A 15,434-nucleotide genomic window follows, 5' to 3' on the forward strand; every position below is an offset into this window, starting at 1 on the left:
TGAACTAACAAATGGCCAACTTGCTGGCAATTGTTTGTGGAGTACCGCAGCAAAAGGGACCGGAGGTAGTTAAAGGACCAACGGGAAGCGAGCCCATGTTGGCCAGAAAACGGGACGGAGGTAGTTAACGCTCCATGTTGTAGCCAATAAGGCTACGTTCGAAGCCAACATGGCTACGTTTTGAGCGAACCGGGACCAACGTCGTCCGGCAGTTAAAAAAAGCCCCGCGTTTGCGGGGCTTTCTTGTTCTTCTTGCCTACGCACTAATCGCTCAGGCGAACGGATCATCCAACACAATCGTGTCATCACGATCCGCGCCAGTAGCCACCAGCGACAGCTTGCAACCCGACAGCTCTTCCACCGCACGCAGGTACGCACGAGCAGCAGCAGGCAGCTTGTCCCACTCGCGGATGCCGGCGGTCGATTCGTCCCAGCCCGGGAATTCCAGGTAGACGGGCTTGCACTCGGCCCAGCCGTCCGCGTCGAGCGGGGCCAGTTCGCGGCGCTTGCCGCGGTATTCGTAGGCGATGCAGACCTTGATGGTCGGCAGGCCGTCGAGCACGTCGAGCTTGGTGATGGCCAGGCCGTTGATGCCGTTGATCTGCACGGCGCGCTTGAGCGCGACGAGGTCGATCCAGCCGCAGCGGCGCGGACGGCCGGTGCTGGCGCCGAACTCGTTGCCGACCTTGCGCAGGCGCTCGCCCATCTCGTCGTTGAGTTCGGTCGGGAACGGACCGCCGCCCACGCGCGTGGCGTACGCCTTGCAGATGCCCAGCACGTAGTCGATGTCGCAGGCGCCCACGCCGGTGCCAGCGAGCGCGCCGCCCACGGTGGTGTTGGACGAGGTCACGTACGGGTAGGTGCCGTGATCGATGTCGAGCAGCGCACCCTGCGCGCCTTCATACAGGATGTGACCGCCTTCCTTGCGCACGTCGTGCAGGATGGTGGCGACGTCGTCGACCATCGGGCGGATGAACTCGCCATAGGCCAGCGCATCGTCCAGCACGGTCTGGAAATCGACCGGCTCGGCCTTCAGCCACTGGGTGAGGATGAAGTTGTGGTACTCCACAGCGGCCTTGATCTTCTCGGGCAGCTCGTGCGGGTACATCAAGTCGGCCACGCGCACGCTGCGGCGAGCGACCTTGTCTTCGTACGCCGGGCCGATGCCGCGACCGGTGGTGCCGATGGCGCTCTTGCCGGCGGCGATTTCGCGCGCCTTATCCACGGCAATGTGGTACGGCATGATCAGCGGCGTGGCCGGGCTGATCTTCAGGCGCGAACGCACTTCCACGCCCTGCGCTTCAAGCTCTTCGATTTCCTGCTTGAGCGCCTGCGGCGACAGCACCACGCCGTTGCCGATCAGGCACAGCGCGTCGTCGCGCAGAATGCCCGACGGGATCAGATGCAGCACGGTCTTCTTGCCGCCGATGACCAGCGTGTGGCCGGCGTTGTGACCGCCCTGGAAGCGAGCGACGGCGCTGACTTTCGAGGTCAGCAGGTCGACGATCTTGCCCTTGCCTTCGTCGCCCCACTGCGCACCAAGGATGACTACTGACTTGCCCATGATGATGTTGCTCTCGTCAATTTGAAGAATGAGGTGCCCCGCGGGGCAAGACTGAAAATCTTTCTCCGTCATTCCAGCGAAAGCTGGAATCCAGCGCCTTCAAAGTCGCTGGATCCCTGCCTTCGCAGGGATGACGTTGAGGGAGGTTGCAGCTCCCCCGATGGGTTGAACGGCCCATCGCCGCATCAATTCAATGCACCAACTGCAAGGCCACCAGGCCGATGCCGATGGCCAGCGCGCCAAACACGCGCAGCGTGCGCGGGCTCATGTTGACTGCCTCGCGCATGGTGGCTTGCCACCCGCGCGGCGCGGCAAACAGCACGAGCCCTTCAATCACCAACACCAGGCACAACGCGCCTGCCAATTCCTTCGACATCGCCCCTTACCACTCAATGCTTGGACGATGCGCCGTCGCTGAAATACTTCAGGAATTCCGAATCCGGTCGCAGCACCAGCACGCCCTTGCCGTCCTTGAAGGACGTACGGTACGCGGCCAGGCTTCGATAAAACGCGAAGAACTCCGGGTCCTGGCCGTAAGCCTGGGCGTAGATCGCCGCGGCCTGGGCATCGCCCTCGCCCTTCACCTTGGCGGCATCGCGCTCGGCTTCCGCCTTCACGACCTGGGCCTGGCGATCGGCGTCGGCCTTGATCGTCTCGGCGGCCTGCTGGCCGGTGTAACGCAATTCGTTGGCGAGCTGCGAACGCTCGGCGCGCATGCGCTTGTACACCGACTCGCTCACTTCGTCGGGCAGATCGATGCGCTTGATGCGCACGTCGACCACGGCAATGCCGAAGTTCTTGCGGGACGCCGCGTCGGTCTGTTTGCGCACGCGCTCGGTGACGTCCTTGCGGCCGGCCGAGACCAGCTCCTGCAAGGTGCGGCCGTTGAACTCGAAGCGCAGCGCATCCTTCACGATCGGCGTGAGGCGATTGGCTGCCTGCAGCTCGTCGCCGGCGGTGGCGCGGTAATAGGCGGCGTTGTCGGCAATGCGCCACTTCACGTAGAAGTCGACGTTGACGCTCTTCTTCTCGGAGGTGAAGTAACGCTCGGGCGGCGCTTCCAAAGTGAGGATGCGGTTGTCGAACGTCATCACCTGCTGGATGAACGGCAACTTGGCGTGCAGGCCCGGCTGGTCGCCGGTGCGCACGATGCGGCCGAACTGCAGCACCAGTGCGGTCTGCCCTTCGTGCACTACAAACAAACTGTTGAAGCCGAGCAACACGATTAGCACGGCGATGATGGCTGCGCCTACTTTCATGGCTGCTTCTCCTTGCCGCCGAGGCTGCTGTCGCTGCCGGCCGCCGATTGCATCACCGAGCCGACGTTCGGCACGTCCTTGCCGGTTGCGCGATCGAGCGGCAGGTAGATCATGTTGCGGCCGCCGGAACCATCGAGCACCTTGGGATTGTTCGACATCACGTCCTCGACGGTTTCCAGCCACAGGCGACGGCGCGTGACATCCGGCGCAGCCTTGTATTCCTTGAGGATGAGGTTGAAGCGCGAGGCGTCACCGGTAGCGGTGGCCACACGTGCAGCGGCATAACCCTGGGCTTCGGCGGAAATGCGCGAGGCATCGCCGCGGGCCACCGGCACCACCTGACTGGCGTAGGCGCGGGCGTTGTTCTCGGTGCCCTGCTTGTCTTCGCGCGCGGCGTTGACGTCGTCGAAGGCGTCCTTCACTTCCTGCGGCGGGGCGACGTTCTGGAAGCTCACGTCGGTGACCACCAGGCCGGCGTCGTATTCGTCCAGCGTGGCCTGCAGGATTTCGCGCGTCTGCTGCTGCAGGGTGTCGCGCGTCTGGGCCTTCACGCCGGTGGTCAGTGCAGGCACGGGAGCCGGTGCCGCCACGGACGAAGCGCCCGCCACGGTACTGACCGGGGCCGGCGCAACGGCCTCGCCTTCGCCCTGGCTGGTGAGGATGTTGTCCATCACATTGGCGCCCACCACCGTACGCACGGCGGCTTCGGCGGCCTGGCGCAGCGTGTCTTCCGGCGGACCGCTCAGCGAGAAGAGGAACTTGCGGGCGTCGGCCACCTGGTACTGCACGTTGAAGTCGACCGAGATGATGTTCTCGTCGCTGGTCAGCATGCGCACCTTGTCGGACACCGAACGGATCTCGGTGGTGCCGACCTTGGTCACCGTTTCAATGGGGCTCGGAAACTTCAGGTGGAAGCCCGGCTGCAGCGTGCGGGCGTACTGGCCAAAGCGCAGCACCACGCCGCCCTGGCGCGCATCCACGATGGTGAAGCTGCTCATGGCGATCCACACGATCAGGAAGGCCAGCAGGATGGTGAAGATGCCGCCGGCGCCGCCGCCGAGCTTGCCCAGGCGGTTGCGCAGCTGCCTGAGCATGTCCTCCAGGCCAGGCTTGTTGCCAGGCTGGCGGTTCCTGTTCCACGGATCACGTTGCCCGTTGCCGGGTTCGTTCCAGGCCATGGTCAGTCTCCTTAAGGCCGCTGGGAGGCCGGCTGCGTTGGCCGGAAAGCGCGTTGAACGGGTTTGGACATAGGGTCGGCTGCTTGATGGGTACCGCGCGAGCGCGAATGGCCGCACACAAACAGCGACCATTCTAACAGAGCCCGCCAGGGATTCCCTCCCCTTGTGGGAGCGCACCCTGTGCGCGACTAGCCCCGCAAGGTCAACCCGACGACCGGTTTTCGCGAGGCGCTCGGGCGCCTGTCGCGCACAGGGTGCGCTCCCACAGGGGTTACGTTGGTTAGAGGGTGCTGTCCTGCAAGGCCTCTTCGGCCGTGCCAAGGATGGGCTGGAGCAAGGCTGCCTCGCTGGCGCTACCGCCGCTCAACGGCGCAATCACGCTGCGCGGGGCATCGATATGCAAGCGCCAGCCGTCCTCATCCACCTCTTCGCCGACGATGGCGCCGGCGGCCTTGAGCCGGGCATGCAGGCGGCCGGCGCTATGCGGCAGGCGCAGTTCGGACTGCACGCGCTCGCCACCGAGCAGCTCGCCCAGGGCCTGCCGAAGCAGGTCCAGGCCCTGCCCGCTGGCAGCCGACAGCCACACGGTGGTGGGACGGCCCTCGGCGTCGCGGTCGATGCGCGGCTCGGTACCGGCCAGGTCGATCTTGTTCATCACCCGCAGCTGCGGCAGGTCGCCGGCGTCGATTTCCTCGAGCACGTTGTCGACCACGCGGGCGAGGCGCTCGCGCTCTTCGTCGGCGGCATCGCTAACGTGGAGCAGCAAGTCGGCGTCGCGTGCTTCAGCCAGGGTGCCGCGGAAAGCGGCGACCAGGTCATGCGGCAGCTCGCGGATGAAGCCCACCGTGTCGGCCAGCACCGCCGGACCGCAGGACAGCCCATCGAGCTTGCGCACGGTCGGGTCCAGCGTGGCGAACAGCAGGTCGGCGGCGAACACCTCGCCTTCGGTCAACACGTTGAACAAGGTGGATTTGCCGGCATTGGTGTAGCCCACCAGGGCGACCCTCGGCACCGTGTTGCGCAGGCGCGCGCGGCGCTGCTGGACGCGCTGGGTCTGCACCTTTTCCAGGCGCTTGGTCAGCATTTTTACGCGCTCGGCGAGCAGGCGGCGGTCGGTTTCCAGCTGGGTTTCGCCCGGGCCGCGGTTGCCGATGGCACCGCCGCGCTGGGCGTCAAGGTGAGTCCAGCCGCGCACCAGTCGCGTCGCAAGATGCTTGAGCTGGGCCAGCTCCACTTCGAGCTTGCCTTCGTGCGAACGGGCGCGCTGGGCAAAGATGTCCAGGATCAGCCCGGCACGGTCGACCACGCGCACATTGAGCAGCTTTTCGAGGTTGCGCTCCTGCACCGGGGTCAGCAGGTGATCGACCAGCACCAGGTCGGCCTCGAGCGCCCGGGCGGCCTCAGCCACCTCGTCGGCCTTGCCGGTGCCGATGTAATAGCGCGGATTGGGTTCCACCACGCGGGCCGGGATGCTGCCGAGGATCTCGGCGCCAGCCGAGCGCACCAGCTCGGCGAATTCTTCGGCACGCCGCGCTGTATCGCCCTCGCCACGGGAATGCGGGAGCACGAGGACGGCGCGTTCGCCTTTCTTTTGACGATCAAACACGAGGGCGGGAAGACCTTTATGAAGACGCGATGCCGCGGACCTTAGGACGGTCCACGGCACGGATCGGAGTGGGAAGTGTATGTGGATACGCCGCCGGCCGATAATGCCGCGGCGCCTACCCTACTCAGATGGGTCGACCGCCCGTCGTAATCAAGCTTCCGCTTCAGCGGCACCGCCCGGCGCATCGCCCGGACCGTCGTGGCCATTGCCCATGCGCACGTTGCGGCTGGGTACTACGGTGGAGATGGCGTGTTTGTAGACCATCTGGCTTACCTGGTTGCGCAGCAGCACCACGAACTGATCGAACGACTCGATCGTGCCCTGCAGCTTGATGCCATTGACCAGGTAAATAGCGACCGGAACGCGTTCGCGGCGCAGCGCATTAAGAAACGGATCTTGCAATGATTGCCCTTTGGACATTTCTTGTTCTCCCCTCGCAACGGACGGACCGGGATAAAAGACGCATGACGCGCCCCGGTCCAAGGCGGAGGAATATTAACCACTTTTAAATCGTTGATGAAAGGGCGAATGCAGCTTTCGTCAGGTGTGAAATTGGTGTTTAGAGAACTGAGCGGCACACTATTGTTCGCCGAGGAACAGACGCAACGCATCTTCGGCAAGATTCCGCGTCTCAGCACGCTCCGGATCGAGCATCCGCGCATCGAGCACACTGCGTAGCCAGGTGATCTGCCGCTTGGCCAGCTGGCGTGTCGCGAACACGCCGCGGTCACGAAATTCCGCTTCGCTGGTTTGGCCGTCCAGATAATCCCAGGCCTGCCGGTAGCCGACGGCGCGTATGGCCGGGAGGTCGGCGTGCAGGTCGCCACGGGCACGCAGGGCGCGGACTTCGTCGAGAAAGCCGTCTCGCAACATCGTGTCGAAACGTTGTGCGATGCGTTCGTGCAAGGGCGCACGGTCCTGCGGCACCAGCGCCAGCTTGAGCACGCGCCACGGAAAGCGCTCGCCGCTGCCGCCACGCTGTTGTTCCGACAAGGGGCGACCGGTCAGCTCGATCACCTCCAGCGCGCGCTGGATGCGCTGGGCGTCGTTGGGCCCGATGCGCTCGGCGGCCGAGGGATCGAGCTGCTGCAGACGCGCATGCAGCGCCGGCCATCCATCCAACGCCGCTTGCGCCGCAAGGCGCTCGCGCACACTCGGGTCGGCTTCGGGCAACTGCGAAAGGCCTTGCTGGAGCGCGCGGAAATAGAGCCCCGTACCACCAACCAGCAGCGGCACCCTGCCCTGCGCCGTGATGTCCTGCATGGCAGCCACGGCATCGCCGCGGAAATCCGCCGCCGAGTAAGGCTCGGCCGGATCGCGGATATCGATCAGTCGATGCGGATAGCGCGCCAGCGTCGGCGCATCCGGTTTGGCCGCGCCGATATTGAGGCCGCGATAGACCAGGGCGGAATCGACGCTGACCAGATCGAGCGGGAATTGATCGCTCAGGGCGCACGCGAGCGCGGTCTTGCCCGACGCGGTCGGGCCCATCAGGAATACGGCCAGGGGGCGCTGATCGATCGGCATCAGGCCATTCTAGCGGCGAAGCCGACAACCCTCACTGTAGGAGCGCACCCTGTGCGCGAACACCGCCTGCTGCGCAGGCGGTCGCGCACAGGGTGCGCTCCTACAAGAGATGCGCGCCTAGCTGTAGAACTCCACCTTGCCGCCCACCAGCTGATACATCGAACCGACGATCTTGATCTTGCCGTCCTTCTCCAGGCCAGCCAGCACCTCGCTGCGCCGACGAATGTCCGCCACCGTCTGGCGCACATTGGTCGCGGCCACAGCATCGACGTAAGCGTCGTTCTTGCTCGAATGCTCGCCATTGAACTGGGTGGCCGCGACGGCCGGCTTGATCTTGTCGAGCAGGCCGGTGAGGTTGCCGAGCTTGGCGTTGTCGATGGCGCCCTTGATGGCGCCGCAGGCGGTGTGCCCCATCACCAGCACAAGCTTGGCTCCCGCGACGGCGCAGGCAAACTCCATGCTGCCCAACATGTCGTCGTTGGCGATATTGCCGGCCACACGCGCATTGAACGTATCGCCGATGCCTGCGTCGAGGATGATTTCGGCGGGTGCGCGCGAGTCGATGCAGCTGAGGATCACCGCGGCGGGGTATTGCCCGCTGGCGCTGGCCCGCTTCTGGGCCAGATAGTCATGGCCCTGCATCTTGCCTGCGCGGAATCGCTCGTTGCCCTCCTTGAGCATGGCGATGACCTGATCCGGCGTCATCGCATCGCGCTGCTCCTTGGTCAAAGCAGCAGCCTGTGCCAGACCAGGCATGAGCCAGGGCACGCCACCCACCGCGACAAATGCGGCGGCGCCCATGGCAGATTTCAACAGCGAGCGGCGTGCGGGGTCCGTCGCGCCGGCGCAACAAGCATCGTCATGCTGCATAACGTCCCCTCCCTAAAGGAAGGAACTACTGCACGCCCGGGGGGATGAAACCGGTGTGAACCTCACTTCGGCGGGAACCTGTGGGAGCGCACCCTGTGCGCGACGGCCGCGCCCTGTCGAGGCGCCAGTCGCGCACAGGGTGCGCTCCCACAGACAGGCGAGGCGATGGGGTCGCCGTGGCTCAGCGCCCCGGCACACCCATCTCCTTCAACAACTGCGGCGCCGGATACACCTTGTCCATCAGCCAGCGCATATAGCGCAGGTCGACGTGGATGGCGCGCTTGTAGCGTGGGTCGAACATCCAGCTCGCGCTCACCGCTTCCCAGTTGCTATCGAAGTTGAGGCCCACCAGCTCGCCCTTGGCGTTCAACACGGGCGAACCCGAGTTGCCGCCGGTGGTGTCCAGGTTGCTCAGGAAGTCGACCGGCATGGCCTTGGTCCTGGCATCCGCGTAGCCCTCGTACTCGCCCTTGGCGATGGCGTCGAGCAAGGGTTTGGGCGCATCGAACGGCGCCGCGCCGGTGTTTTTCTCCACGATGCCGCCGGTCGTCGTCTGCGGCTCATAGGAAACGGCATCGCGCGCCTTCAGCGGCGTGACCTTCCCGTAGCTCACGCGCAACGTGCTGTTGGCATCGGGGTAGACGGCGCGCCCCTGCTTTTCGCGATAGGCAATCAGCGAGTCCATATAGGCGGGACGAAGACGCAGCAGGTCGCCTTCGCGCGATTTGCGCTCGTTCTCCACACGCAGCAAGGCAGGCTGCAGTTGTGCGGCAAGCTTCAGCAGCGCGTCTTCGGACTTGCCCACTGTCGTCGGCTCCGCCGTCAGCCAGGCCAGCCGCTTGGCTTCCTCGCCAAGCTGCGTGGCCGCGTAGACCTGATCGAGCTTGTGCGACAAGGCGTCGGGTGTGCGTCCGAACACTGCGTCCCATTCCGGCAGGCGTTGTGCGTCGGGCAAGGCCTGATAGCGCGTCAGCAGGGCCGTCAACAGTCGCTTCTCGACCACCGGATCGTAGCGGCGCTGCACCTGTCGCAGCGTGCCGGCGATCAGTTCCTCGTCGCGCTGCTGGTAACCCGCCTCGCGTTGGGCATCCGCCTGGCCGCGCTCGTAAGCGAGTCGCTGCAGGATGAGGGCCGAACGCAGCAACTGCGTTTGCGTCTGCATCATGCCCAACAGCAGATCGCGTTCGCGCATCGCGTTGGCGGTGGCAATCAGGCGATTGACCTCGTCGATCTGCGGACGCAGCGTACCGGCCTGCGGCTGCGCCGCCAGCCACGCCATCATCGCGTCCTCGTCCGTGCGGCGGATGCTCACCGCATCGCTGCGCTTGAGGCCATCCAACTCGCCTTCATAGCGTTTGATGTTGTTCTTCAGCGATTGCAGTTGCGAGGCATAGCGGATGGCGGCCGGACGATCATCGCGACCGGCTTCCTCGATCACATGCTGCAACTGCTGCATCACGGCCACCGTGGTGGGCAATCGCCACTGCACCTGATCGGCAAACTCTGCCGCCGTGCGATGGCGATAGGTGGTACCGGGATAACCCGCCAGCATCACGAAGTCCCCGTCGCGCACGCCATCGCGTGCCACCTGCAGGTGCGCAGGCGGGTGATAAGGGACGTTGTCCTTGGCGTAGTCCGCCGGCTTGCCATCGGGGCTCACGTAAGCACGCAACAAGGTGAAGTCGCCCGCATGGCGCGGCCACACGAAGTTGTCCACTTCGTCGCCGTAGTTGCCGATGGCGCGCGGCGGCGCGTAGACCAGCCGCAGGTCGCGCAGCTCGAGCTGCTTGACCAGGTAGAAGTCGCGGCCATAGAACATATTGACCACGCTGCAGCGCACGCCCGCTTCGCGCTCGCAGTCGGCCACCAGGGTTTTGCTGATGGCATCGATCGCATCGAAGTAGGCACGCCCGGTCTTGCCCTTCGCCGCCGCCAGCACCTGGTCGCTGACCTTGTCGAAGCCGGTGGTCACGCGCAGGCGGAAATCCGGATTGGCCGGCAGCTCTTCCGCGCGCTCGTGCGAGACGAAACCGTTCTGGATCAGATCGCGCTGCGCATTGCTGTTGTACTGGATCACGCCGAATGCGACGTGGTGGTTGGTCAACACCAGCCCATCGTCGCTGATGAAGGAACCGGTGGCGCCACCCACCTTCACCACCGCGCTCAGCGGCGCCTTGGTCAGGTCGGCGAGATCGGCCGGGTTGCCCTGGAAGCCCGCCGCATGCAGCTGCTTGCCGATGGAAGGCAGCTGCGAGGGCATCCACATGCCTTCGTCAGCGTGGGTAGGAATGGCCATCATCAAGCCCCATGTTGCCGCCAGCAGCGTGAATGTCCGTCGTTTCATGCCTGTTTCCGACCCGGGTTGTCGCAAAAAATTGCGACCATAATCCCTGGCCGGTCCGGGGGCAACGCTGCACTGCACGAAGCCGGCGCCCTGCCCAGGCTTCTATAATGTCCGTTTTCCCGCCCTTCCCCACGGAAATCCCATGCCTCAGATGATGAAAGCCCTGGTCAAGCGCAACCCCGAACAGGGCATCTGGATGGAAGAAGTGCCTGTTCCCGAGGTCGGCCCCAACGAGGTGCTGATCAAGCTGGAAAAGACCGCGATCTGCGGCACCGACCTGCACATCTACAAGTGGGACGAGTGGTCCCAGCGCACCATCAAGCCCGGCCTCACCATCGGTCATGAATTCGTCGGCCGCATCGTGGAGATCGGCCCGGGCGTGACCGGCTACAAGATCGGCGACCGCGTGTCGGCCGAGGGCCACATCGTGTGCGGCCATTGCCGCAACTGCCGCGCGGGCCGCCAGCACCTGTGCCCGAACACCGTGGGCATCGGCGTGAACCGCAATGGCGCGTTCGCCGAATACATGACCATGCCGGCCTCGAACCTGTGGCCGATCCCGGACCAGATCCCGTCCGAACTGGCCGCCTTCTTCGACCCCTACGGCAACGCCGCGCATTGCGCGCTGGAGTTCGACCTGATCGGCGAAGACGTGCTGATCACCGGCGCCGGCCCGATCGGCATCATCGCCGCGGGCATCGCCAAGCACGTGGGCGCCCGTAACGTGGTCGTCACCGACGTGAACGACTACCGCCTGAAGCTGGCGGCGGACATGGGCGCCACCCGCGTGGTGAACGTGGCCAACCAGTCGCTGAAGGACGTGATGAAGGACCTGCACATGGAAGGCTTCGACGTGGGCCTGGAAATGAGCGGCAACCCGCGCGCCTTCAACGACATGCTCGATTGCATGTACCACGGCGGCAAGATCGCCCTGCTCGGCATCCTGCCCAAGGGCGCCGGCATCGACTGGGACAAGGTGATCTTCAAGGGCCTCACCATGCAGGGCATCTACGGCCGTCGCATGTACGAGACCTGGTACAAGATGACCCAGATGGTGCTCACCGGCTTCCCGCTGCAGAAAGTCCTGACGCACCAGATTCACATCGACGATTTCCAGAAGGGCTTCGATCTGATGGAAGCCGGCAAGTGCGGCAAGGTCGTCTGTTCCTGGAGCTGAGCGAACCCTGTCACACCTCGGAATTTCCTGCGGGAATTCCAACCTGAAAGGTCGGCCGCCCTAGTACACTTCGGTCAAGGCGGCCGACTAATCGCTGGGATTGTGAAGGTACCCGGCCCAAGGGCTTCGGTACGGTCGGCGCGCGATGGCACGGGAGCATCGTCCGCATGGCTGATCTATTCAGCAATCGTCACTTGGCCGCGGGACGCGACCGCGCCATCGCCGTCTACCAATCGCATCGCACGCGCAAGATCGCTCTGATCGTTGCGATCGTGGTGATTGTGTTCGGCATCCTCGGCTTTCTTGCCGCGCCATCGATCATCCGCAGTCAGATCGAGAAACGCGCCAGCGCCGCGCTGCAACGCCCGGTCACGCTGGGCGCCGTGCATCTGAACCCGTATACCTTGCGGCTGCAGCTGGACCAGCTGCATATCGCCGACAGCGACGGCAAGTCAGCCTTCGTCGATGTGGACCAGGCCGTGATCAATGCATCGTGGGCCTCGGTCTTCCGCATGGCACCGGTGCTGGATCAGCTGACCGTGCAGCATCCGCGCATCCGCATCGTGCGCACGGGCGACCAGCGCTTCAATTTCAGCGACATCATCGATCGCTTCAACGCCACGCCTTCCGACCCGAAGGCGGCGCCGACCCGCTTTGCACTTTCCAATATCACGGTGCACGCGGGCGATATCCAGTTCGCCGATGAGGCGATGAAGGCCAACCATCACGTCGAACAGCTGGAGCTGGGCATTCCGTTCATCGCCAACCTGCCCAGCGATACCGACGTGTTCGTGCAGCCACTGCTATCGATGAGCGTGGACGGCAGCCCGCTGCGTGTCGAAGGCCACACCAAGCCGTTTGCCGACAGTCGCGATTCCACCATCAATTTCCGCCTGGATCGTCTCGATCTGGCGCGCTACATCGGTTATGCGCCCACCACCCTGCCGGTGGCCATTCCCAAGGGCCTGCTCAGCGGCGATCTGGTGCTGCATTTCGTGCAGGCCAAGCCCACGCCGCAGCTGCAGCTCACCGGCAAGCTGCAGATCGATGACTTCGTGCTCAACAGCAGCAACGGCCAGGCGATCCTCAGCCTGGGCAAGGGCACGGCCGATCTCAACGACGTGCAGCCGCTGACATCGCGTTATGTGTTGGGCGCGCTCGTGCTCGACCGCGCACAGCTCTACTACACCGCCGCTGCCGGCGGCCACAGCAATTTCGACACGCTCACGGCGCCGCCGGCCAAAGCCGATGCGGACAAAAAGGCCGAGCCTACCGATCTGCGCATCGCCTCGATGACGCTCACCAACAGCGCCATCCATTACATCGACGCTGCCGGCAGCAAGATCGACCTGGGCAATCTGCGCGGCAGCATGCAGGGCCTGAGTCTGCAGGCGGCGCCCGTGGCGAAGCTCGATGTGACGGCGCAGTTCTTCGGCGGCGAGCTCGGCATGAAAGGCACGGTGGATCTGGCCAAGAACAAGCTGGTCGCCGCGTTGAACCTCAAGCAGATCGACATGGCGCCGCTGCAGGCTGCCACCTATCAAGGCATCAACGCACGATTGACCAAGGGCAAGCTCGATGCCAACGGCCAGCTGCAAGTGGACTGGGGCACGCCGTTCAACGTCCATCTCGCCGACGCGCATGCCACGGTGACCGACTTTGCGATGGAGCCGCAATTCAAGGGACATGGCTCGCCCGTGTCCTGGAACACGATGGAAGCGGAGATCATCCAGGTCGACCTCGCCACGCAGACTGCGCAGTTGGGCACGGTGAAGGCCACTGGCCTCGGCCTGGACGTGCAGCGCGACAGCAAGAAGTACATCAGCCTGGTCGATCTGTTCGCCGCCAAGGACGCGCCGAAGAAGCCCGTCGCAGCCAGCGGTCCGCCGTGGCACTGGAGCGTGGCGCATCTGGCCTTCGACAACGCCGCCGTTGCCTTCACCGATATGGCAGCCGGCGACAAGCCGGTGAAGATCAAGATCGACGCCGTCAGCGGCTCGATGGACAACCTCAGCGACAAGCTCAACGAACCGCGCGAGATGAAGTTGGCGGGCACGGTGGGCAAAGGCAGCTTCACCGCCAACGGCAAGATGCAGCCGCTGCCGACCATGGCCGACCTGCAGATCGACACCAAGCGGCTCGATATCACCGACTTCCAGCCGTACATCAGCGTGCCGTTGAACGTGGTGATCTCCACCGCGCGCGTCACCAGCAACGGCAAACTGCATTACGACGGACGGACAACGGAGCCGAAGTTCACCTTCAAGGGCAACGCGGCGCTGGAACAGGTGCGCATCCAGGACAAGCTCACCGGTGATGATTTCCTGCGCTGGCGCACGATGAGCAGCTCGAACCTGGATGTGGCCTATGGCTCGGGTGCACCGCGCCTGCACATGGGCACACTCGTGCTCAGCTCTTTTTACGCGCGCATGATCGTCAATGCGAACGGCACCTTGAACCTCTCCGAAGTGATCGCCAACCCCGAAGCCGCGCCGGTGTCGGTGACACGCGCAGCCAACGAGCAGCCTTCCGGCGCGGCCGTGCCGCCCACCCCGGCACCTGCGGCTACTGCACCGGCACCTGCCACCGCAACCGCCGCGGCGACGTCCAAGACCACCAAGGGCACCACCACCACGGCCATCGTGCCTGCAGCCAATGCGCCAGCGACACCGCCTGCGGACGTGCGCATCGGCGGCATCACCCTGGTCAACGGCCAGCTCAACTACACCGACAACTTCATCAAGCCCAACTACACGGCCAACCTGACCAAGGTGACCGGCAAGATCGGCACCATTGCCACCACGCCGGGTGATCCGCCGGCCGAAGTGTCGGTGCAGGCAGCGCTCAACGACAACTCGCCGGTCGATATCGACGGCACCATCAATCCGCTGCAGCCGGTGGCCTTCCTCGACATCAAGGGCAAGGCCAACGAAGTCGAGCTGACCGGGCTCAGCGCCTACTCCACCAAGTACACCGGCTATCCCATCACAGCGGGCAAGCTGACGATGGACGTCCATTACACGCTGGACCAGCGCAAGCTCAATGCCGACAACCACATCTTCATCACCCAGCTGACTTTCGGCGAACGCGATGAAAGCCCGGGCATCAAGCACATGCCGGTCAAGCTCGCGGTGGCCCTGCTCAAGGACACGCAGGGCAATATCGACGTGGACGTGCCGGTATCGGGCTCACTCGACGATCCGCAGTTCAGCATGGGCGGCCTGATCTGGCGCGCCATCGGCAACCTGATCGCCAAGGCCGCCACGGCGCCGTTCCGTCTGCTCGGCGCAGCCTTCGGCGGCGGCAGCCATGAGGACCTGGGCTACGTGGAGTTCGATGCAGGCTCGGCCGTGCTGGACAAGAACGCGCAGGATCGCCTCGGCAAAGTCGTGGCCATGCTCAACCAGAAGAACACCTTGAACCTGGACCTGATCGGTCGCATCGATCCGTCCAAGGATCAGGACGGCCTGCGCAAGGTGACGGTGGACAATATGGTCCGCCGCGCCAAGGCGCTGGACCAGGACGGCAAGAACGCCGATACCTCGGACGCCGCACTCGCCTCGGTCAACGTGACGCCCGACGAGTACGAGAAGTACCTCAAGCGTGCCTATAAGGACGATGACTTCAAGGGCAAGCCCAAGAACATCATCGGCCTGAAGAAGTCGCTGGAACCGGACGAGATGCGCAGCCTGATGGAAACCAATGTCGCCGTCGACGATGCCGCCATGCGCGACCTCGCGCAGCGTCGCGCCACGGCGGTGCAGACCTGGTTGAAGGGCAAGATCGACGACAAGCGGGTCTCGATCAAGGATCCCAAGATGGATACCAAGGATATTGACGACAAGGGCAAGACCACGCGGGTGGAATTCGGCTTGCATCAAGGGTGAAGTGCTTTGCTCCCTCTCCCCT

At 64.4% G+C, this 15,434-nt stretch carries 11 protein-coding genes; 2 read left to right on the forward strand and 9 right to left on the reverse strand.

What is annotated here, in order from left to right:
* Window positions 1-271: 271 nt before the first annotated feature.
* The 9 genes from Y882_RS03455 to Y882_RS03495 all read right to left on the reverse strand — a co-directional run bounded on the left by Y882_RS03455 (window position 272) and on the right by Y882_RS03495 (window position 10,348).
* Window positions 272-1,564 carry an adenylosuccinate synthase gene (locus tag Y882_RS03455; RefSeq protein ID WP_046970482.1) on the reverse strand — a complete coding sequence of 431 codons (1,293 nt, stop codon included), beginning with the start codon at window positions 1,562-1,564 and terminating at the stop codon, window positions 272-274.
* Between the two features lie 190 nt (window positions 1,565-1,754).
* On the reverse strand, window positions 1,755-1,940 hold the full coding sequence (locus Y882_RS03460) for a DUF2065 domain-containing protein (RefSeq protein ID WP_046970483.1): 186 nt from the start codon (window positions 1,938-1,940) through the stop codon (window positions 1,755-1,757).
* A 13-nt stretch (window positions 1,941-1,953) separates the two neighbouring features.
* Window positions 1,954-2,823: a protease modulator HflC gene (gene hflC, locus Y882_RS03465; protein WP_046970484.1), complete on the reverse strand. Its 870-nt coding sequence runs from the start codon at window positions 2,821-2,823 to the stop codon at window positions 1,954-1,956.
* Complete coding sequence (gene hflK, locus Y882_RS03470) at window positions 2,820-4,001, reverse strand: FtsH protease activity modulator HflK (protein ID WP_046970485.1); 1,182 nt, start codon at window positions 3,999-4,001, stop codon at window positions 2,820-2,822. Before hflK ends, hflC begins: the two co-directional genes overlap by 4 nt.
* Before the next feature lie 280 nt (window positions 4,002-4,281).
* Entirely contained in the window at window positions 4,282-5,607 is a 1,326-nt protein-coding gene (hflX, locus tag Y882_RS03475; RefSeq protein ID WP_046970486.1) for a ribosome rescue GTPase HflX, read from the reverse strand.
* A 150-nt stretch (window positions 5,608-5,757) separates the two neighbouring features.
* Window positions 5,758-6,027 (reverse strand): RNA chaperone Hfq, encoded by a 270-nt coding sequence (gene hfq, locus Y882_RS03480; protein WP_046970487.1) that lies wholly within the window; start codon window positions 6,025-6,027, stop codon window positions 5,758-5,760.
* A 159-nt stretch (window positions 6,028-6,186) separates the two neighbouring features.
* Window positions 6,187-7,134, reverse strand: coding sequence for a tRNA (adenosine(37)-N6)-dimethylallyltransferase MiaA (miaA, locus tag Y882_RS03485; RefSeq protein ID WP_046970488.1), 948 nt, complete (start codon window positions 7,132-7,134; stop codon window positions 6,187-6,189).
* A 117-nt stretch (window positions 7,135-7,251) separates the two neighbouring features.
* A complete protein-coding gene (locus tag Y882_RS03490) occupies window positions 7,252-8,004 on the reverse strand; it encodes a carbonic anhydrase family protein (RefSeq protein ID WP_046970489.1) in 753 nt (250 codons plus the stop codon).
* A gap of 181 nt (window positions 8,005-8,185) precedes the next feature.
* On the reverse strand, window positions 8,186-10,348 hold the full coding sequence (locus Y882_RS03495; RefSeq protein ID WP_046970490.1) for a S46 family peptidase: 2,163 nt from the start codon (window positions 10,346-10,348) through the stop codon (window positions 8,186-8,188).
* 142 nt (window positions 10,349-10,490) lie between these two features.
* Here Y882_RS03495 and tdh point away from each other — a divergent pair, with 142 nt between their 5' ends.
* Together tdh and Y882_RS03505 are read left to right on the forward strand one after the other, a co-directional pair.
* Window positions 10,491-11,525, forward strand: a complete 1,035-nt coding sequence (gene tdh, locus Y882_RS03500) for an L-threonine 3-dehydrogenase (protein ID WP_199727905.1) — start codon at window positions 10,491-10,493, stop codon at window positions 11,523-11,525.
* A gap of 167 nt (window positions 11,526-11,692) precedes the next feature.
* The gene (locus Y882_RS03505; protein ID WP_046970491.1) at window positions 11,693-15,412 is read left to right on the forward strand and encodes a DUF748 domain-containing protein; all 3,720 of its coding nucleotides are present in this window, start codon (window positions 11,693-11,695) and stop codon (window positions 15,410-15,412) included.
* The last annotated feature ends 22 nt before the right edge of the window (window positions 15,413-15,434 follow it).

Source organism: Dyella japonica DSM 16301, assembly GCF_001010355.1.
Classification (GTDB): domain Bacteria; phylum Pseudomonadota; class Gammaproteobacteria; order Xanthomonadales; family Rhodanobacteraceae; genus Dyella; species Dyella japonica.